The organism is Amnibacterium kyonggiense (genome assembly GCF_004364555.1).
In the GTDB taxonomy this organism is placed as follows: Bacteria; Actinomycetota; Actinomycetes; order Actinomycetales; family Microbacteriaceae; genus Amnibacterium; species Amnibacterium kyonggiense.
Genome location: NZ_SOAM01000002.1, coordinates 80,754 through 100,542, shown reverse-complemented (window position 1 = coordinate 100,542; position 19,789 = coordinate 80,754). Strand labels below are relative to the sequence as shown.

Sequence of the window (19,789 nt, the reverse complement as noted above, 5' to 3'; positions counted from 1 at the left end):
CGGCCGGCCCGTCCGGCTCACCCGTACGCTTCCGGTGAGCGGAGGTCCGCGCTTAGGGACCTAGGTCACCGGTCGGCCGGCGTCGGGTCAGACGGCGAGCGCGAGCTTCGCGGCCGCCACCGTCGTCGCGACGGGCGGGCTGGGCCTCGCCACGACGACGAACGGCGCGCGGGCCTGGCCGGCGAGCAAGCGCTCGAAGCTGTAGCGCGGCGGTGCGGCGCTCGGCCGCGCGCCTTCGAGCACGAGCAGCGAGGCGGCGTCGGACCGGGACAGGAGCCCGTACGGGGTGCTCACCCAGCCCCGCGCCACGCGGACGTCGACGGACGGCGCTCGATCGCGGATCCGGTCCACCTCGGCGGCGAGCAGGGCGCCGGGCGGGTCGAGCTCCAGATCGTGCGGGTCGTGCAGGCGGAGGATCGTCAGCGGCTCCCCGCGCTCCGCCGCCGCGGCGACCGCGAAGTCGATCGTCGGACGGCTGTGCTCGCGGGCGCTCACCACGGCGACCACGCCGCCGGGCGGCCGGAGGCCGATCGGCACGACCGCGGTCGTGCCCTCCTGGCGCGCGGCGAGCGCGATCGGGATCCGCCGCGACCCGGACCGACGCGCACGGCCGACGGCCGACGCGCCGAGCACCAGCAGCCGGTCGCCGCCGGCGGCGCGCGCGAGCTCGCGGATCGGGTCGCCGACGCTGAGCTCGGGGACGACCTCGAGCCCCGGATGCCGGTCCTGCACCGCGGTCGTCGCAGCGCTCAGCGCCTCCCGCGCAGCGGCGACGCGCTCGACCGGCTCCGCACCGCCCTCCAGGCCGAGCACGCGCAGCAGGTGCAGCGCCCCGCCCGCACGGGACTCGTGCTCCGCCGCCCACGCCAGGGCGCCGTCGGCGGCCGCCGACCCGTCCCATCCCGCGACGGTGCCGATCCTGCCCATGCGGCCTCCTCCTGGTCGTCGACGATGAGGCTCCCGGCCCCGTCGGCGGGCGGCGAGAGGCCTTCGACCCCCGCGGCGCCGCGGACCAAAGGCCCTGCAGCGGTCGCCGCCGCCTCCGTACGGTGCGGTCGCCGCGTCCTGCGGCGGAGAAGGAAGGAGCACGCATGTCCCGCAACCTCGCGAGGTTCGACCCGTTCCTCGAGCTGTCGAACCTGCAGAAGCAGCTGTTCGGCGACGGCTGGACGACGCCGTTCCGCGGCGCCCGCCTGCCGGCGATGGACGTCTGGACGGAGGACGATTCGAAGCTGACCGTCGAGGCGCACCTGCCCGACTTCGAGCGGTCCGACATCTCGATCGACCTCGACGGCGACGCGCTCGTCATCCAGGCCGAGCGGCACGAGAAGGAGGAGGACCGGAAGAAGCGGTACGTCGTCCGCGAGACGTCGAGCAGCGTCTACCGCCGGATCGCGCTGCCCGAGGAGGCGGACACCGAGCACATCGCCGCCGCCTTCGAGCAGGGGGTCCTCACCGTGACGGTGCCGTTCAAGTCGCTGCCGGCGCCGAAGCGCATCGAGATCGGGGCCACGCCTCCCGCGACCGCGACGGCCGCCTGAGGCGAGCCGCCGCGATGACGCCCGAGCACGGCGAGCGCTACCGGCGCATCGCCGCGGTGCTCGGGCGTCACGGTCTCGGCTGGTTCGCCGCCGGCCTCGGCGTCGGGCGGCACCCGGACGAGGACGCGGTCGACGCGGGCCGGCCGACGAGCCGGAGCGCCCGGGCGCGGGAGGTCCGCGCGGCGCTCGAGGAGCTCGGGCCGACCTTCGTCAAGCTCGGTCAGCTGCTGTCCATGCGGCGCGACCTGCTGCCGCCCGAGTACGTCGCGGAACTGGAGCGCCTGCAGGACGCCGCCGAGGCGGTGCCGTGGGACGAGGTCCGCGTCGTCCTGGAGCACGAGCTCGGCGCGCCCGTCGACGAGCTGTTCGGCGCGTTCGACACCGTCCCGCTCGCGTGCGCCTCCCTCGGCCAGGCGCACGCCGCGGTGCTGCACGACGGGACGGAGGTGGTCGTCAAGGTCCGCCGGCCGGGCGTCGTCGCGCTCGTCGACGTCGACCTCGACATCGTGCAGGACCTGGCGGACCGCGCCGCGCGGCGGTGGCGGGCCGCGCGCGAGCACGACCTCCCGGGGCTCGCCGCCGAGTTCGGCCGGTCGCTGCGGGCGGAACTGGACTACCGCAGGGAGGCGGAGCACGCGGAGCGGTTCGGCGCCGCGTTCGCCGGCGATCCGAGGATCCGCATCCCCGCCGTGCACCGGTCGACGTCGACGTCGCGCGTCCTGACGCTCGACCGCATGCGCGGGATCAAGGTCGACGACCTCGCGGCGCTCGACGCGCAGCGGGTCGACCGCCGGGCGGTGATCGCGACCGCCATCGACGCGCTCGCGCGGATGATCTTCGTCGACGGGTTCTTCCACGCCGACCCGCATCCCGGCAACCTCTTCGTCGAGCCGGACGGCCGGATCGCCCTCATCGACTTCGGGATGGTCGGTCGCCTCGACGAGGCGGTGCAGCGCCGCCTCGCCGACCTCTTCGTCGCACTCGCCCGCGGGGACGCGGGCGAGTGCGCCGCGGCGCTGACCGCCCTGTGCTCGGGGCCTCGGGCGACCGGTCCCGGCACGCTCCGCGACGACGTCGCGCGGTTCATGCGGACCTGGACCGGTCGCACGCTCGGTGCCGTGCGGATGACGCCGCTGCTGCTCCGGCTCATGGTGCTGCTGCGCCGCAACCGCCTGCGCCTGCCGCCGGACGTCGCACTGCTCGTGCGCGCGCTGCTGATCGTCGACGACATCGGCGCCCGGCTCGAGCCCGACTTCGACCTCGGGGCGGCGCTCCGGCCGTACGCGGCCCGGCTGGTCCGACGCCGATCGTCCGCCTCGGCGCTCCTGCGTCGGCTGCTGCGCGCCGCCGCCGACGCGGCCGCGCTCGGCGTCGAGCTCCCCGAGCACGTGCGGGAGGCGCTCGCGCGGCTGGACGCCGACGGCATCGCCGTCCACCTCCGCGCGGACGAGCTCGAGCCGCTCGTCGGCCGGATCGAGCGGGTCGGCGACCGGCTCGTCGTCGGCGTCGTCACCGCCGCCCTGATCACCGGCGTCGGGCAGCTGCTCGGGCCGGTGCCGGGCCGCGACCGCGCGCTGTCCCGGTCGCTGCTCGACGCCGGGCTCGGCGCCGTCGGGGTGCTCGGCGCCTACCTCGCCTGGAGCCGCCGGCGGCGCTGAGCGGCGCCGAGCGGCGCCGAGCCCGGTCAGGGGTGCGGCACGATCGCGACCGGGCACGCGGGCCGCTCGAGCACCTCGCGGCTGACCGACCGGAGCAGCAGCCGGTCCACGGCGGTGAGGCCGTGCGTGCCGAGCACGACGAGCACGGCGCCGCGGCTCGCCACGGCGAGCGCGTGGACGGGGTCGTCGCGGTCGAGCACCGGCGCGACGCGCAGCCCCGGGTGCGCGGTGCGGAGCCGGTCGGACAGCTCGCTCAGCTTCGCGCTCTCCGCGCTCTCGATCGCCTGCTCATCGAGGTCGATGCCCCCGCCCGGCGCCGACAGCGCTGCGATCCGCCACGCGTGCACGAGCACGAGGTGCCGGCCGAGCGCCGCGGCCTCGGCCGCCGCGAACCCGATCGCCGCGTCGTCGCTGCCGTCCGCGAGGGCGCCCAGCACGACCGGACCCGCCGAGGGCGTCCAGCCGCGCGGGACGATCACGACCGGCCGCGCTGAGCCGTCGACCAGCCGCGCCGCGAACGACGCGACCAGGTGCGGCACGCCCCGCGAGGTGCGGTTGGTCCCCACCACCACCAGGTCGGCGCCGGCCGCGCGGCGGTGCAGCACGTCGATCGCCTCGCCGGGGACGACCTCCGTGCGGACGGCGCTCCGCGGCGCCAGGTGGTGCAGCAGATCGCGCACCTCGGTCATCGACCCCTCCGCATCGACGAGGTCGGCGGCCGCGCCGCCGGAGAGGACGGTGCCGCCGCCCGGCACGACGCGGACCGCTTCGATCTCGAGCGAGTGATGGACGGACCGCTCCGCGAGCCACCGGACGGCGGCGACGCCGGCCATGCCCCCGTCGGTCGCGAGGAGCACGCGTTCCGGACCCCGGACCCCAGACGGCGCCGTCGAGGTGGAGGTCGAGGTCGTGGTCGTGGTCGTCGGATGCTGCGCGGTGCTCATGGGGGGCTCCTCCTCCACAGGTCGGTCGATCACGACGCTCCCTCCCGCCGCGCCGCCGTGCCAGGGACGAAGGGCCCGTCCGGCCCGCGCCGGCCGCTCGTAGGGTGCGCGCGTCGGAAGGAGCCCCATGACCGTCACCAGCGCCCGCGCCGTCGATGCGGGGACGGAGGAGGCGTGGCGCGGTCTCGTCGCCGGCGCCTGGCAGGACCGGATCGACGTGCGGGACTTCATCCAGCGCAACGTCCGGCCGTACCTCGGCGACGCCGGCTTCCTCGAGGGCCCGACGCCGAGGACCACCGCCCTCTGGGCGAGGATCGCGGCGCTGCTGCCGGAGGAGCGCCGGCGCGGCGTCCTCGACGTCGACGCGACGACCCCGTCGTCGATCCTCGCGCACGCGCCCGGCTGGATCGACCGGGAGCACGAGCTGATCGTCGGGCTGCAGACCGACGCGCCGCTGAAGCGCGCGATCATGCCGTTCGGCGGCTGGCGCCTCGTGGCGAAGGAGCTCGAGACGTACGGCTACCCGGTCGATCCCGCGCTCGAGACGATCTTCACGCGCTACCGCAGGACCCACAACGACGGCGTCTTCGACGTCTACCCGGCCGCCGTCCTCCGCGCCCGGCGCAGCGGCGTCGTGACGGGCCTCCCGGACGCCTACGGCCGCGGCCGGATCATCGGCGACTACCGGCGGGTCCCGCTCTACGGGGTCGACGCCCTCGTCGCGGCGAAGCGCGAGGAGCGCGCCGAGCTCGACCTGCGCTACTCCGACGAGCCGACGATCCGCCTGCGCGAGGAGGTCGCGGAGCAGATCCGCGCCCTCGAGGACCTGCGGACGATGGCCGAGCGGTACGGCTTCGACATCCGCGGCCCCGCCCGGACGGGCCGGGAGGCGGTGCAGTGGCTGTACTTCGGCTACCTCGCCGCGATCAAGGAGCAGAACGGAGCGGCGATGTCGCTCGGCCGCGTCTCCACCTTCCTCGACGTCTACCTCCAGCGCGACCTCGACCGCGGCCTGATCGACGAGCGGCGCGCGCAGGAGCTCGTCGACGACCTCGTCATCAAGCTGCGCATCGTCCGCTTCCTCCGCACGCCGGAGTACGACGAGCTCTTCTCCGGCGATCCCACCTGGGTGACGGAGTCCATCGGCGGCCTCGCCGAGGACGGGCGCCCGCTCGTGACGCGCACCTCGTTCCGGTTCCTGCAGACGCTCTACGACCTGGGGCCCGCACCCGAGCCGAACCTCACGGTGCTGTGGGACTCGGGGCTGCCGGAGGGCTTCAAGCGCTTCTGCGCGAAGGTGTCGATCGACACGTCCTCGATCCAGTACGAGTCGGACCGGGCGATCCGCGGCGCCTGCGGCGACGACGCCGCGATCGCCTGCTGCGTCTCGCCGATGCGGGTCGGGAAGCAGATGCAGTTCTTCGGCGCCCGGGTGAACGTCGCGAAGGCCCTGCTCTACGCGATCAACGGCGGCCGCGACGAGGTCTCCGGCGAGCAGATCGGCCCGGTCACCGTGCCGCTCATGGGCGACGTCCTCGACTTCGACGAGGTCTGGACCGCCTACCTGCGCGAGCTCGACTGGCTCGCGGCGACCTACGTCGAGGCGCTGAACTGCATCCACTTCATGCACGACAAGTACGCGTACGAGCGGCTCGAGATGGCGCTGCACGACCGCGACGTCCTCCGGACCCTCGCGTGCGGCATCGCGGGCCTGAGCGTGGCGACGGACTCGCTCTCGGCGATCCGCGACGCACGGGTGCACCCCGTGCGCGACGAGAGCGGGCTGGCGGTCGACTACCGCGTCGAGGGCGACTTCCCGGCGTACGGCAACGACGACGACCGCGTCGACGCCATCGCCGTGTCCATCGTCCACGCCTTCATGGAGCGCCTCCGCCGCCATCCGGCGTACCGCGACGCGGTGCACACGCAGTCGGTGCTGACGATCACGTCGAACGTCGTCTACGGCAGGCACACGGGTGCGACGCCCGACGGGCGCCCGGCCGGCGCGCCGTCCGCGCCGGGCGCGAACCCGATGAACGGCCGCGACGTGCACGGCATGCTCGCGGCGGCGCTGAGCGTCGCGAAGCTCCCGTTCGCGGACGCCCGGGACGGGATCTCACTGACGAGCACGATCGTGCCGCAGGGGCTCGGGCGGACCGAGGAGGAGCGGGTCGGGAACCTCACCGGCCTGCTCGACGCGTACACGGCCGCCGGCGGCTACCACCTCAACGTCAACGTGCTGAACCGGTCGACGCTGGAGGACGCCATGGCGCATCCGGACCGGTACCCGGAGCTGACGATCCGGGTCTCCGGGTACGCCGTCCGCTTCATCCGGCTGACCCGCGAGCAGCAGCTCGACGTGATCAGCCGCACCTTCCACGAGTCCGTGTGAGCCGGCCGTGACCCGCCTGCCGCCGCCCGTCGTCGCCGCTCCCCCGCCGACCGCCCCGAGCGGCGTGACGGCGAGCGTCCACTCGTGGGAGCTCGCGACCGCCGTGGACGGCCCGGGCACGCGGCTCACCGTCTTCCTCTCCGGCTGCCCGCTCCGCTGCCGGTACTGCCACAACCCGGACACGTGGCGCTTCGAGGACGGCACGCCGACCCCGGTCGGCGACCTGGTCGAGCTGGTCCGCCGCTACCGGCCCGTGTTCACCGCGACCGGCGGGGGCGTCACCCTGAGCGGCGGCGAACCGCTCCGGCAGCCCGACGTCGTCCGCGAGCTCTTCACCGCCTGCCGCCGCATGGGCGTGCGCACCGCGCTGGACACCTCGGGCTTCCTCGGCGCCGACGCGGACGACGAGCTCCTCGACGTCACCGATCTCGTCCTCCTCGACGTGAAGTCGGGCCTCGCCGACACCTACCGCGCCGTCACCGGCGGCGAGCTCGCCCCGACGGTGGCGTTCGGCGACCGGCTGGCGGCGCGGGGCGACCGCATGTGGATCCGGTTCGTGCTCGTCCCGGGGCTGACGGACGCGGACGAGAACGTCGACGCGGTCGGCCGGATCGTCGCGCGGTGGCCGACCGTGGACCGCGTCGAGGTGCTGCCGTTCCACCAGCTCGGCGAGCACAAGTGGGACGCGCTCGGCATCCCGTACTCCCTGCACGGCGTGCGGCCGCCCGACGCGGAGACGCAGGACCGCGTCCGCGCCCGGCTGCGGTCGCACGGTCTGCTCGTGCTCTGAACCGCCCCGCGGGGTCGGGACCTTCGCCCCGGGCGGGAGCGCCGCCCGCGCGGGACGATGCGAGCCGGTGGAAGGAGTCGCTCGTGCGGGTGCTGGTCGTGCTGGAGTCGATGTTCGGGAACACGGAGCGCATCGGCTGGGCGGTCGCGCACGCGCTGCGTCCCGTCGCCGACGTGGACGTGGTCGGGGCCTCGGTCGCGCCCGCGCTGCCCGGGAGCGACGTGCGCCTCGTGATCGTCGGGGCGCCGACCCACGGGTTCTCGCTCCCCACCGCGCAGTCGCGCAAGGAGGCCGTGCACCAGGGCGCATCGCCCGACCGGGCGGTGCGCGGGGTCCGGGAGTGGCTCGACGCGCTGGACGCGTCGGCCTCCTTCGACCTCGCCGCGTTCACGACCCGGGTCGAGCGGGCGCCGCGCTTCCCCCGCGGCGCCGCGGCCGCCGCGGCGCGGATCGCCCGGCACCGGGGCATCCGCGTCGTCGGCACGGAGGCGTTCCTCGTGAAGGGCACGCAGGGTCCGGTCGTCGACGGCGAGGTCGAGCGGGCGGCGCGGTGGGCGGCGACGCTCCTCCCCGTGCCGGCCGGCCGCACCCCGGAGGACGTCGGCCCCCTCCCCCGGTCCTGAGCGCGTCGCCGCCGCGCATGCCGACGACCTCCGGCGGGACCGCGCCCGCGCCGTCCGACCACGACCTGCAGCACGCCGTCCGCGAGGCGCTCGAGCGGAGCCCCGGCGTCGACGCGGCGCGCATCGCGGTCGCCGTGCACGACGGGGTCGTCGTCCTCGCCGGCGAACCCGTGCGCGCCGCCGAGGCGCTCGCCGCCCGGACGACGGCGCTCGGCGTCCACGGCGTCCGCGCGGTCGTCGACGAGCTCGACGCGCGGCGCTCCCGCTGGGGGCGGCGCAGCGACCGGGACGTCGCGGAGACGGTCGTCGCGGCGCTCGATCGCGACGCCGACCTCCGGCCCGGCTCCGTCGCCGCCGCCGTGCGCGACGGCGTGGTGACGCTGCACGGCGAGGTCGCGGACCACGCCGAGCGCGACGCGGCCGTCCGGCGGGTCGCCCGCCTCGCGGGCGTCCGGGCCGTGCACGCCGAGATCGGCGTCACGCCGCGATCCGCCTCCCCCGACGCCGCGGCGACGATCCGTCGCGCGCTGCTCGGGACCGCCGACGTCGACGCGTCGGCCGTCGAGATCGACGTGCAGGGGACGGAGGCGGTGCTCACGGGGACGGTGCGGACGCCGTCGGACCGCCACCGGATCGTGCTCGCGGCATGGTCCTCGCCGCACGTCTCCGCCGTGCGCGACCGGCTCGTCGTCGACGACGACGACGACGGTCAGCGTCCCCTCGGGACGACGGCGACCGGGACCCCGGCGTCCAGCGCGAGCCGTGCGGCGGTCGCGGCGCGCGGCGTCGCCGAACCGCCGTCGACCACGACGAGCGACGCCGACACCGGCAGGACGGCCCCGGGGGCGAGCACGAGCGGCTGACCGGCCGCCGCCGCTTCGCGACGGGCGAACGCGAGCGCCGTCGCCGCGGCGCGGGGTGCGCCGGCGAGGACGACCGACGCGCCGACCGCGGCCCACGGGTGCGGCACGAGCACCACGGCGACCCCGGTCCGCTGCGCGACGCGGACCGTGCGCCGCCGGCGGCGGGTGCCGCGCGCGCCGAGGACGAGCAGGTCCCGCCCGACGAGGAACGGCGGCAGCGACCGGCCGAGCCCGGCGGTCAGCAGGTGGTCGCGGACGTCGGCGGAGGGCTCGCCGACCGCGAGCCGCTCGCCGGCGGCGCGGAGCGCCTCGGCCGCCGACCCCGCCCGCGCGGCGAAGGTGCGGTGCGGGCGCTCGGTCACGAGGGCGAGGAGGTCGACGTCGACGACGCGACGCCCGCCCCAGTCCGCCGCCCATCGGACGACGTCGGCGTCCGCGGCCGCACCGTCGAGCACGAGGGCGACCCGGCGGTGCTCCGGCAGCGTCGCCCGTGCGGGCAGCGCTCGCGGCCGCCGTCCCGGGCGCGCCGAGGAGCTCACGACCGCGTCCTGCGCGGCGGGACGATCGCGACCGGGCACGGCGGCCGCTCCGCGAGCGCCCTGCCGACCGAGCGGAGCAGCACGCGGTCGACGGCGGAGTACTCGTGGGAGCCGACGACCACGAGCGACGCGCCCACGCCCGAGCGGACGACGTCGACGTTCGGCTCGCCGTGCACGAGGGTCGTCGACACCTCGAGCGCCGGCGCCGCGGCGCGCACCCGGTCGGCGACGCGGTCGAGCAGGCGCCGGTGCTCGTCCCGGATCGGGGCGGCGTCGATCGCCGCGGGGAACACGGGCGTCACGACGGCGGACAGCCGCCAGACGTGGGCGAGGCGCAGGCACCGCCCCGTCGCCGAGGCCTCCTGCACGGCGAAGTCGATCGCGTCGCCGTCGCTGCCGTCGTCGACGACCCCGACCACGACGTCGCCGCCGTCGTCCTGCCAGCCCCGCGGCACCAGCACGACCGGCCGCCGCACCGACTCGGCGAGGCGCACGGCGAGGGTGGGCGGCAGCACGTGCGTCATGGCGGTGACGCGGTTCGTGCCGAGCACGACGAGGTCCTGACGGGACGCGACGCCGCTCAGCACCGAGCGGATCGGGCCGCGCGGCATCCGCACGGTGAGGGGCAGGTGCGGCGCGGCGCCGCGCAGCACGGTCGCCGTGCGCTCGACCGGGTCGACGTGCTCGTCGTCCGGCACCGCGACCAGCGTCACCGCGATCGGGTGCTGCTGCGCCCTCCGGGCGACCCAGCGGGCGGCCGCGAACGCGGCGGCGTCCCCGCCCGCGACGAGCAGGACGCGCTCCGCGGTCGCCGGAGGCGGCGCGGCGTTCGCCGCCGGCGCCGCGGACCGGCCCGTCATCCGCGCCTCCCGCCGCGCACGACGAGCACCGGGCAGGAGGCGTGCATGACGCTCGTCAGCGCCACGGGACCGAGCAGCACGCCGGTCAGGGCGTTCCTGCTGTCCCCGCCGACGACGAGGAGGTCGCTGCGGGCGCTCTCGGCCACGAGCACGGCGGCGGCCCCGCCCTCCTGCAGCGTCTCGCGGAGCCGCGGCGGCGGACCGTCCGGGAAGGCCTCGCGGACGGCCGCCGCCTGCCGCGCCGCCGCGGTCGTCCGGACCCGGTCCGTCACCGCCGGCACGGGGCCGGGCAGCTGCTCGGGCGCCTGCCACGCGGTGACGACCTCGAGCGACGCGTCGAGCTCCTGCGCGGCGCGGGCGGCGTCGCGCAGCGCGGCCGCGGAGTGCGTCGTCGCGGCCGCGACGCCGACGACGACGCGCCTGGACCCGGGGGCGTCGGCCGCGTCGAAGGCGGGTCCGCTCGAGGAGGAGCGGACGACGAGGACGGGGGCGGGGGCGTGCAGCACGCAGAGCATCGCGGTGGAGCCGAGCGGCAGGCCCGGGAAGCCGCCGCGCCCGCGCGCCCCGACGACGAGCAGATCCGCGTCCATGCCGGCGGTCAGCAGCGCCCGCGCCGCCTCCCCGTGCACGACCCGCGTCCGGATCGGCAGCGACGGGAACACGGCGGCGATCGGCTCCACCTCGCGCTGCAGCCGCTCGATCACGACGCGGTCGGCGTCGACGCCGAGCTCCACGCCGAGCGGTGGCGTCTCCGCCCACGCCGTCAGGGCGAGGAGCTCGGCGCCGATCGCGGTCGCCGCGCACGCGCCCGCGTGGAGCGCCGCTGCGGCGTCCGACGAGGCGTCGACGCCGACGAGCACGCGGCGGGGACCGTCGGCGACCGAGGCGCCGGCACCCCGCGGCGGTGTGCTCGTCATGCCGTCAGCGTGCCGCCCGCCGCCGCCGCGGACCAGGGCACTTGGTCCGCCCGGCCGCCGGGACCTTCGGCACTGCGCCGGTCGGCGTCCCCCCCGGACGATGCGGGCATGAGCACGTCCGGCACGGCGTCGATCGCCGATCACCAGCTGCAGCAGACCGTCATCGAGGAGCTCGAGTGGGCCCCCGGGGTCGACGTCGCGGACATCGGCGTCGCCGTCGAGCACGGCGCGGTCACGCTCACCGGCACCGTCGACTCCTTCGCGCAGCGGATGACCGCCGAGCGGGCAGCGCTCCGCGTCCGCGGCGTGCGGGCGGTCGCCGACGACATCCGCGTGCGACCGGCCGTCGCCGACGCCGTGCACGACGACGACCTCGCCGCCGCCGTGTCCCGAGCCCTGCAGGACGACGCGGAGATCCCGGACGAGGCGGTCGGGATCGTGGTGCGGAACGGGGTCGTCGTCCTCACAGGCACGGTGCGGACGAACGCGCAGCGGGTCGGCGCCCGGCGGGCCGTGGAACGGCTGCGCGGCGTACGCGGGATCGACAGCCGGTTGGAGCTCGAGCGCCGCCCCTCCGCCGAGGACGCGCAGGAGCGCATCCGGGCGGCGATCCGCCGCAACGCGGTGATCGACGCCCAGCACGTGACGGTGCGGGTGGAGGGGACGACGGCCGTCCTCGAGGGCCGGGTGCGCTCGTTCGCGGAGCGGCGGCAGGCGGAAGCGGCCGCGTGGGCATCGCCGCACGTGACCGACGTCGACGACCGCATCGTCGTGTCCTCATGACCGCCGCCACCGCGCGGCGCCGTCGGACCGCGCCGCACAGCCGGCGTGCAGTCAGCGCGCCGTGAGCGGCCGTGCCCGTCGCGTCTCGAGGTGCAGCACCGCCGCCTGGGTCCTGCTCTGCAGCCCGAGCTTCGCGAGCATGCTCGAGACGTAGTTCTTCACCGTCTTCTCCGTCAGCGCGAGCCGGTTGCCGATCTGCCGGTTGGAGAGGCCGTCGGCGATGAGCGCGAGCACCTCCCGCTCGCGCGGGTTGAGCGAGGCGAGCCGCGGGTCGCCGGACGAGGCGTTCCGGAGTCGGGCCCGGACGGCCCGGACGAGCGCGGGGTCGAGGGCGGACCTGCCGGTCGCGACGCGCCGGAGGACCTCGACGAGGCCGCTGCCGCGGATGTCCTTCAGGACGTAGCCGGCCGCGTCCGCGATGACGGCCGCGATCATCGCCTCGTCGTCGTCGTAGGCGGTGAGCATGACGCAGCGCACCGCCGGCATGCGCGTCCGGAGCTCGCGGCAGAGGTCGATCCCGCTGCCGTCCGGCAGGCGAACGTCGAGCAGCGCGATCGCGGGCGCGGTCGCGCCGATCCGCCCTCGCGCCTGCTCGATGCTGCCGGCCTCGCCGACCACGCGGATGCCGGGCTCGGCATCGAGCAGCTCGGCGACGCCCCGCCGGACGAGCTCGTGGTCGTCGACGAGGAACACGGTGATCTCGTCGCTCATGCGCTGCGCCCTCCCGGACGACGTCGTGGCCCGGTCCCGCCGCGGCCGAGGTGTCCCTTCGATGCTCCTGCACGGGGCGGCACCGGACCAGGGCCCTTGGTCCCGGCTCAGGCGTCGTCGTCCCCGTTCACCGGGACGGACCAGGTGAGAACGGTCCGTCCGTCCTCCGGCTCGAGCCGCATCGAGCCGTTGCGGCGGGCGGCGCGCTCCTCGAGGTTGCGCAGGCCGCTGCGCCGCCCGCCGTCGGTCGGGGCTCGGCCGCCGTTCGCCACCGTCACGGTCACGGTCACGCCCCGGGCGTCGGCGGCGACATCGATCGCGATGTCCTCGGCGGCGGCGTGCTTGACGGCGTTCGACATCCCCTCGCCGACGACGGCCAGCACGTCGTCGGCGAGGTCGCCGTCGAGCACCGAGTCGACCGGACCGGTGACCGTCACCGACGGCTCGACCGACAGGGCGGCGCTGCGCCGCTCGATGAGGTCGATGAGCCGCTGACGGCCGGTCACGTGCTTCGTGGTGCGTCCGGGCGACTGCAGGGTGAAGATCACTCGGCGGATCTGGCTGATCGACTCGTCGAGGCTCGTGATCGCGGCGTCGACGCGGTCGGCGTTCGGACCGGCGTCCAGGGTCCCGAGCACGGCCTGGAGCTGCATCCCGGTGGCGAAGAGCTGCTGGATGACCCGGTCGTGCAGGTCCCGGGCGATGCGGGCGCGGTCCTCGAACAGCAGGACCCGATCGGCCTGCTCCCGAACCCGGACGAGCTCGAGGGCGACGGCGGCGCGCCCGACGAAGTCCGCGGCGGCGGCGAGGTCGGCGTCGGTGAACGCCGGTTCGCCCGGAGCCCTCGCGACGACGACGGTGCCGATCGTCCGGTCGTCGGTCAGGAGGGGCAGCGCCATGACCGGCCCGAAGGCGTCGAAGCGGGCGTCGCCGAGGTCACGGAGGTCCTGCTCCTCGAAGCGCCGGGGCGCGCCCGTCCGCAGGACTTCCGTCGCGAGCGTGTCGGACAGCGGCCGGATCGCGCCGGCGACGCCGTTCGGGTCCGCTCCGCCGACGCTCACGACGTGGACCTGCTCCGGGTCGTCGGCCACCAGCAGGACGAAGGTGCTCATCGCCTGCGCGAGCTGCCGCGTCCGCTCCGCGATGAGCGGGAGCGCGTCCCCCTCCTCCGGCGCCAGGAGGCGAGCGGTGATCTGCGCGGAGGCGGCGGCCCAGGCCTCACGTCGCTGCACATCGCGGTAGAGCCGCGCGTTCTCGACCGCGAACCCTGCGGATGCGGCGAGCGATCGCACCAGCTGCTCGTCCTCGTCGGTGAACGCGCCGTCCGGATGACCGGAGAGGTAGAGGTTGCCGTAGACGATCCCGCGCACCCGGACCGGGACGCCGAGGAAGTCGTGCATCGGCGGGTGCCCGTCGGGGAACCCGACGGAACGCGGGTCCGCGCCGATGTCGGGGATGCGGATCGGTCGCGCCTCCGTGATGACGGCGCCAAGCAGCCCCTCGCCCCGCGGCAGACGCCCGATCCGCTCGACATGGGCTTCGTCCATGCCGGCGTGGACGAAGCGGTCGAGACCGCCGTGCTCGCCGATGACGCCGATGGCGCCGTACCGGGCCCCGGTGAGCTGGCGAGCGGCCTCGACGACGCTGCGGAGCACCGAGTCGAGGTCGAGCTGCGCGGTGATCGCCTGGTTCGCACGCAGCAGTGCGCGCAGCCTGCGCTGCGTGGCGAGCACGTCGTTCGCCGCGTGGACCAGGTCGGAGAGCCGCCGGTCGAAGTCGACGCGCGGCTCGTCGAGGGGCAGTCCGGGATCACTCACGGCACCTCCCGGCTGGGCGCCCCGCCGGGGAGGCGGCGGGGAATCGCCAGTGTAGGACCGCGTGCGTCGCCCCGCCCCGCTCGGTTCTCGAGCGATCCGCTGCGCGATGAGCACCTCCGGCGTCGGACGTCCGTCGACGTCGGGCGTCACCGGTCGCCGTCCCGTCGGCGCCGCAGCGCCCGGACGAGCTCGTCGGGCGCCCACACGAGCAGGGGGAACGGGACGAGCACCGCCCAGACCCACAGCGGCAGCAGTGCGGTGCCGAAGGCGACCTGCAGCGGCGGAACGGTCGTGAGCACGACCACGAACAGCAGTTCGACGCCGATCGCGACGAGCAGCGGGCGATTGCTCAGCACGCCGATCGAGGCGAGCGACGCCCGCTCCGTCCGTGCCGCGAACGCGGTGCCGATCTGGCACACGACGATCGCCGCGAAGGCTGCGCTCGTCGCCTGCAGGTACGTCCCGTGCAGAAGGGTGCCTGGCCCGGTCGGCGCCCCGGGCGTCCAACCGCCCGCGAGCAGCACGGCGAAGAACGCGAGGAGCGCGAGCCCGGCGGACAGCACGCCCATCAGCCCCCAGGCGCGGACGAGGAGCGTGCGGGTGATGAGCGGTTCGGTCCGTGGCCGGGGCCGCCTCCGCATCACATCCGGCTCCGCCGCCTCCCGGCCGAGCGCGAGTGCGGGGAGCAGCTCGGTGCCGAGGTCGATCGCGAGGATCTGCAGCGCCGTCAGCGGCAGCGGGACCGCGCCGCCGGCGAGCGCGAAGACGAGGAACGGCACCACCTCCGGCATCAGATGGACGAACACGTAGAGCACGAACTTGCGCAGGTCGGCGTAGACCCGGCGTCCCTCCCGGATCGCGGCGACGATGGTGCCGAAGTCGTCGTCGAGCAGGACCATGGTCGCGGCGGCCCGGGCGACATCCGTGCCCGACCGGCCCATCGCGACGCCGATGTCCGCGGCGTGGAGCGCCGGCGCGTCATTCACCCCGTCGCCCGTCATCGCGACGGTCTCGCCGTTCGCCTTCAGCGCCTCCGCGATCCGCAGCTTGCCCTCGGGGGTGGCGCGGGCGAACACGAACTCGTCGTCGCCCGCGAGGAGCGCGTCCAGCTCCGGCTCCGACATCGCGTCCGCCTCGGCTCCGGAGATCACCCGCGCTGTGCGGATCCCGACCTGGCGGGCGATCTCCGCGGCTGTGGCGCCGTTGTCGCCGGTGATGACGTGGACGCGGATGCCCGCCTCATGGCAGGCGGCGACCGCCTCGCGGACGCCGGGACGCGGCGGGTCGAGGAGGGCCACGAGTCCGAGTAGGCCCAGCCCGGTCTCGGCCTCGTCCGCGTTCCGCGGCACACCGCTCGTCCGACGCGCGGCGACCGCGAGAACCCGGAGGCCGCGTCCGGTGAGCGCCTGGAGCGCGGTTCGGACCGCGGCGGCGTCTCCGGCGGTCATCGGCCTGCCGCCGCCGCTCCCGAGCGCGGTGCACCGCTCGAGCAGCTGCTCGGGAGCGCCCTTGGTCTCGACGAGGTGACCGGTCTCGGTGCGGATCACGACGCTCATCCGCCGGCGGCGGACGTCGAACGGGAGAACGGCGACGGGCCCGCGCGCCGGGATGCCGACGGCGGCAGCGGCGTCGCGGAGGGCCGTCTCCATGGGGTCGTGCGACACCTCGAGCTGATTGCAGTCGGCCAGCACCTCGAGCAGGGCCCGCGGCACGGCCGGGTCGTCGGGCTCGAGCGTCGCGCCGTCGACCCACACCTCGGCGACCCGCATGCGGTTCGTGGTGAGGGTGCCGGTCTTGTCCGTGCAGATCACGGTGGTCGAGCCGAGCGTCTCCACCGCGGAGAGCCGCTTCACGACCGCGCCGCGCCGAGCGAGCACTCGGACGCCGATCGCGAGCGCCAACGTGATGGTCGGCAGCAGCCCCTCCGGCACGTTCGCGACGAGCAGGCCGACCGAGAACAGGGCGGCGTTCGGCAGGCTCAGGCCGGCGAGCAGGCCGAGCGGCAGGAACAGGACGCCGACCCCGACGGCGACGATCGCGATCACCCAGGTGGCGCGCCGCACCTGCCGCTCGAGCGGGCTCTCCTCCCCCGCTCGAGCGTGCTGGGAGAGGGTGGCGATGCGGCCGAGCTCCGTCCGGGCGCCCGTCGCGGTGACGACCGCGTCCGCGCGACCAGCGATGCAGCCGGTGCCGGAGAAGAGCCGGTCGGCAGCGTCGAGCAGCCGGTCGGCCGGCGCGCCGAAGGCCTCCCGGTGGACGGGAGCGGACTCCCCCGTGAGCGCGGACGCATCGACGTCGACCGCACCGGAGAGGATCCGCGCGTCCGCCGAGACACGGTCCCCTTCCATGACGACCACGACGTCGCCGGGCACCAGATCCGCTGCGGCGACGTCGAGCACGCCGCCGTCCCGACGGACCCGGGCCCGGGCCGGGAGGTAGCCCTCGAGGGCCTCGACCGCGTGCGTCGCCTGGCGCTCCTGGAGCACGGCCACGACGGCGTTGAGGGCGACGATGCCGATGACGCTCCAGCCGACCACCGCGGATTCCGTCAGGAACGCGAGGCCCGCCGCCAGCCAGAGCAGGAGCGCGAGCGGATGCACGAGCTGCCGGAGCACCTGCCGCGCGAGACCGTTCGCGGCCCGCTCGGGCAGGGTGTTCGGCCCGTGCTGCGCGAGCCGGCGGGCGGCCTCCCTGCTGCCGAGGCCCTCCGGAGTCGTGCGCAGCGCCCGCAGGAGCGCGGGCAGCGGCCCCTCGTCCGACTCCGGTCCGGTCCGGTCGGGCGCGGGCGCGACGTCGGTCACGGCCGTCCGGGTCGCGGGCGGCGCCGCTGGGCGGACGCGATCACGCCGCCACGGTAGGTCGGCGACCGGCGGCCCCGAGAGGGCCGAATGGCCCTGTGCCGATCGCGGACCGGTCGCGGATCGTGCCGCGGCAGGAGGTACCGCCATGACGAACCGCTGGATCCGCTCCTTCGACGACCTCGGCATCGACGACGTGCCGCTCGTCGGCGGCAAGAACGCGTCGCTCGGCGAGCTGCACCGGGCGCTGACGCCGGAGGGTGTCAGGGTTCCCGACGGCTTCGCGGTCACGGCCGACGCCTACCGCGCCGCGCTGGACGCCGCCGGCGCCTGGGCGCCCCTGCACGCGCTGCTCGACGACCTCGATCCCGACGACGCCGTGGCGCTCCGGGAGCGGGCCGCGGCCGCCCGACGCCTCGTGTACGAGGCGGGGCTGCCGGAGGACGTCGCCGCGGGGGTCCTGGAGGGCTACCGGGCGCTGCAGCGGGAGTACGGCGACGCGGTCCGGCTCGCGGTCCGCAGCTCGGCCACGGCGGAGGACCTCCCGGACGTGAGCTTCGCCGGCCAGCACGAGTCCTACCTCGACGTGCGGGGCGACGACGCGCTGCTCGACGCCGTCCGGCGGTGCTTCGCGAGCCTCTTCACGGACCGGGCGATCCACTACCGGTTCGACCGCGGCTTCGACCACTTCTCCGTGGCGCTGTCGGTCGGCGTGATGCGCATGGTGCGCTCGGACCTGGCGGCCTCCGGCGTGCTGTTCACCCTCGACACGGAGTCGGGGTTCCGGGACGTCGTGCTGATCAGCGGCGCCTACGGCCTCGGCGAGGACGTCGTGCAGGGCGTCGTCGACCCGGACGAGTTCACCGTGCACAAGCCGACCTTCGAGGCCGGTCACCGCGTCGTGCTGCGCCACGAGCTCGGCGCGAAGGCGCAGCGGATGGTGCTGACCCCGGACGGGACCGGGACCCGGAACGAGCCCGTGCCCGAGGCCGATCGCCGCCGGTACTGCCTCACGGACGACGAGGTGCTCGAGCTCGCCGGCCAGGCCGTCGCCATCGAGCGGCACTACGGGCGGCCGATGGACGTCGAGTGGGCGAAGGACGGCGCGGACGGCGCCCTCTTCGTCGTGCAGGCGAGACCGGAGACCGTCGCCGCGGCGCGCTCCGCCACGGTCGTCGAGACGTTCCACCTCGACGGCACCGGCCCCGTGATCGCCACCGGCCGGGCCGTGGGCGAGCGGATCGCGACCGGGACCGCGCGCCGGGTCCGCCGGCCGGACGACCTGGCGGCGTTCCGCCCGGGCGACGTCCTCGTCGCCGAGACCACGACCCCGGACTGGGAGCCGGTGATGCGCACCGCGGCCGCCGTCGTCACCGACCAGGGCGGCAGGACCTGCCACGCGGCGATCCTCGCCCGCGAGCTCGGCATCCCCGCCGTCGTCGGCACCGGCGACGCGACGAGCGCGGTGCCCGACGGCTCGGCGGTCACGGTGAGCTGCGCGGAGGGCGAGGTCGGGAGCATCCGCGAGGGCGTGCTGCCGTTCCGCGTGGAGCGCGAGGACGTGACCGATCTGCCGCGGCCGCACACCGCGGTGATGCTGAACATCGGCGACCCGAGCCGGGCGTTCGCCGCCTCGTTCCTCCCCAACGACGGCGTCGGCCTGGCCCGGATGGAGTTCGTGATCGGCTCGTGGATCGGCGCCCATCCGCTGGCGCTGCTGCACCCCGAGGAGGTGCCCGACGCGGAGACGCGGTCGCGGCTCGCCGCGATCATCGGCCCCGACGGGCACGGCGGCGACGCGTTCGTGCAGCGGCTCGCGGAGGGGATCGGCACGATCGCCGCGGCGTTCTGGCCGAAGCCGGTGGTCGCACGGCTGTCCGACTTCAAGTCGAACGAGTACGCGGGGCTGCTGGGCGGCCGCTGGTTCGAGCCGGTCGAGGAGAACCCGATGCTCGGCTTCCGAGGCGCGGCCCGCTACGTCCATAAGGCGTACGAGGAGGCCTTCGAGCTGGAGTGCCGGGCGATGCGCCGGGTGCGGGACGAGATGGGGTTCACGAACGTCGTGCTGATGGTGCCGTTCGTCCGGCGCGTCGCGGAGGCCGACGCGGTGCTCGCGCGGATGGCCGAGCACGGGCTCGCGCGCGGCCGGAACGGGCTGCGGATCTTCGCGATGTGCGAGATCCCGAACAACGTGGTGCAGATCGACGCGTTCGCCCGGCGGTTCGACGGCATGTCCATCGGCTCGAACGACCTCACGCAGCTGACGCTCGGCGTCGACCGCGACAGCGCGATCGTCGCGGACGACTACGACGAGCGGGATCCGGGCGTGCTCGAGCTGATCCGCCAGGCGGTGGAGGGGTGCCGTCGCGCCGGCGTGCACTCGGGGCTCTGCGGCCAGGCGCCGTCCGACTACCCGGACGTCGCCGCGTTCCTGACGCGGATCGGGATCGACTCCATCAGCCTGAACCCGGACAGCGTGCTGCGGGCGACCCGCTCGATCCTGGGCGCGGAGGCCGCGGCGCCCGCTGCCGTCCGGTGAGCGCGATGCGCGGC

General features: G+C 75.8%; 15 protein-coding genes. 8 read left to right on the top strand and 7 right to left on the bottom strand.

Annotated features, from left to right (window positions below):
- Positions 1-87: 87 nt before the first annotated feature.
- Positions 88-927 carry a hypothetical protein gene (locus CLV52_RS08855; protein ID WP_133766006.1) on the bottom strand — a complete coding sequence of 280 codons (840 nt, stop codon included), beginning with the start codon at positions 925-927 and terminating at the stop codon, positions 88-90.
- Positions 928-1,091: 164 nt separating this feature from the next.
- Between CLV52_RS08855 and CLV52_RS08850 the strand changes: the two genes are divergently transcribed.
- Positions 1,092-1,541: an Hsp20/alpha crystallin family protein gene (locus CLV52_RS08850; RefSeq protein WP_133766005.1), complete on the top strand. Its 450-nt coding sequence runs from the start codon at positions 1,092-1,094 to the stop codon at positions 1,539-1,541.
- Between the two features lie 14 nt (positions 1,542-1,555).
- Positions 1,556-3,199 (top strand): ABC1 kinase family protein, encoded by a 1,644-nt coding sequence (locus CLV52_RS08845; protein WP_133766004.1) that lies wholly within the window; start codon positions 1,556-1,558, stop codon positions 3,197-3,199.
- Between the two features lie 26 nt (positions 3,200-3,225).
- On the opposite strand, the gene CLV52_RS08840 is transcribed toward CLV52_RS08845, so the two are convergent.
- Complete coding sequence (locus tag CLV52_RS08840) at positions 3,226-4,143, bottom strand: universal stress protein (protein ID WP_162850774.1); 918 nt, start codon at positions 4,141-4,143, stop codon at positions 3,226-3,228.
- Positions 4,144-4,270: 127 nt separating this feature from the next.
- Here CLV52_RS08840 and pflB point away from each other — a divergent pair, with 127 nt between their 5' ends.
- The 4 genes from pflB (at position 4,271) to CLV52_RS08820 (ending at position 8,811) form a co-directional block, all read left to right on the top strand.
- Entirely contained in the window at positions 4,271-6,535 is a 2,265-nt protein-coding gene (pflB, locus tag CLV52_RS08835; RefSeq protein ID WP_133766002.1) for a formate C-acetyltransferase, read from the top strand.
- 7 nt (positions 6,536-6,542) lie between these two features.
- Positions 6,543-7,325, top strand: coding sequence for a pyruvate formate-lyase-activating protein (gene pflA, locus CLV52_RS08830; RefSeq protein ID WP_133766001.1), 783 nt, complete (start codon positions 6,543-6,545; stop codon positions 7,323-7,325).
- Between the two features lie 83 nt (positions 7,326-7,408).
- The gene (locus CLV52_RS08825) at positions 7,409-7,948 is read left to right on the top strand and encodes a flavodoxin (RefSeq protein WP_133766000.1); all 540 of its coding nucleotides are present in this window, start codon (positions 7,409-7,411) and stop codon (positions 7,946-7,948) included.
- A gap of 17 nt (positions 7,949-7,965) precedes the next feature.
- A complete protein-coding gene (locus tag CLV52_RS08820; protein ID WP_133765999.1) occupies positions 7,966-8,811 on the top strand; it encodes a BON domain-containing protein in 846 nt (281 codons plus the stop codon).
- A gap of 535 nt (positions 8,812-9,346) precedes the next feature.
- Here the strand turns inward: CLV52_RS08820 and CLV52_RS08815 are convergent.
- Positions 9,347-10,210 (bottom strand): universal stress protein, encoded by an 864-nt coding sequence (locus CLV52_RS08815; protein ID WP_133765998.1) that lies wholly within the window; start codon positions 10,208-10,210, stop codon positions 9,347-9,349.
- Positions 10,207-11,127 carry a universal stress protein gene (locus CLV52_RS08810; protein ID WP_133765997.1) on the bottom strand — a complete coding sequence of 307 codons (921 nt, stop codon included), beginning with the start codon at positions 11,125-11,127 and terminating at the stop codon, positions 10,207-10,209. Before CLV52_RS08810 ends, CLV52_RS08815 begins: the two co-directional genes overlap by 4 nt.
- Positions 11,128-11,235: 108 nt before the next feature.
- Between CLV52_RS08810 and CLV52_RS08805 the strand changes: the two genes are divergently transcribed.
- Positions 11,236-11,910 (top strand): BON domain-containing protein, encoded by a 675-nt coding sequence (locus CLV52_RS08805; protein WP_133765996.1) that lies wholly within the window; start codon positions 11,236-11,238, stop codon positions 11,908-11,910.
- Positions 11,911-11,961: 51 nt separating this feature from the next.
- On the opposite strand, the gene CLV52_RS08800 is transcribed toward CLV52_RS08805, so the two are convergent.
- The 3 genes from CLV52_RS08800 to CLV52_RS08790 all read right to left on the bottom strand — a co-directional run bounded on the left by CLV52_RS08800 (position 11,962) and on the right by CLV52_RS08790 (position 17,239).
- Positions 11,962-12,621 (bottom strand): response regulator, encoded by a 660-nt coding sequence (locus CLV52_RS08800; RefSeq protein ID WP_133765995.1) that lies wholly within the window; start codon positions 12,619-12,621, stop codon positions 11,962-11,964.
- Positions 12,622-12,728: 107 nt separating this feature from the next.
- Positions 12,729-14,438, bottom strand: a complete 1,710-nt coding sequence (locus tag CLV52_RS08795; protein ID WP_162850773.1) for a sensor histidine kinase — start codon at positions 14,436-14,438, stop codon at positions 12,729-12,731.
- Between the two features lie 146 nt (positions 14,439-14,584).
- Entirely contained in the window at positions 14,585-17,239 is a 2,655-nt protein-coding gene (locus tag CLV52_RS08790; RefSeq protein WP_246018047.1) for a cation-translocating P-type ATPase, read from the bottom strand.
- Positions 17,240-17,384: 145 nt separating this feature from the next.
- On the opposite strand from CLV52_RS08790, the gene ppsA reads away from it, so the two are divergent.
- Positions 17,385-19,775: a phosphoenolpyruvate synthase gene (ppsA, locus tag CLV52_RS08785; RefSeq protein ID WP_133765992.1), complete on the top strand. Its 2,391-nt coding sequence runs from the start codon at positions 17,385-17,387 to the stop codon at positions 19,773-19,775.
- Positions 19,776-19,789: the final 14 nt, after the last annotated feature.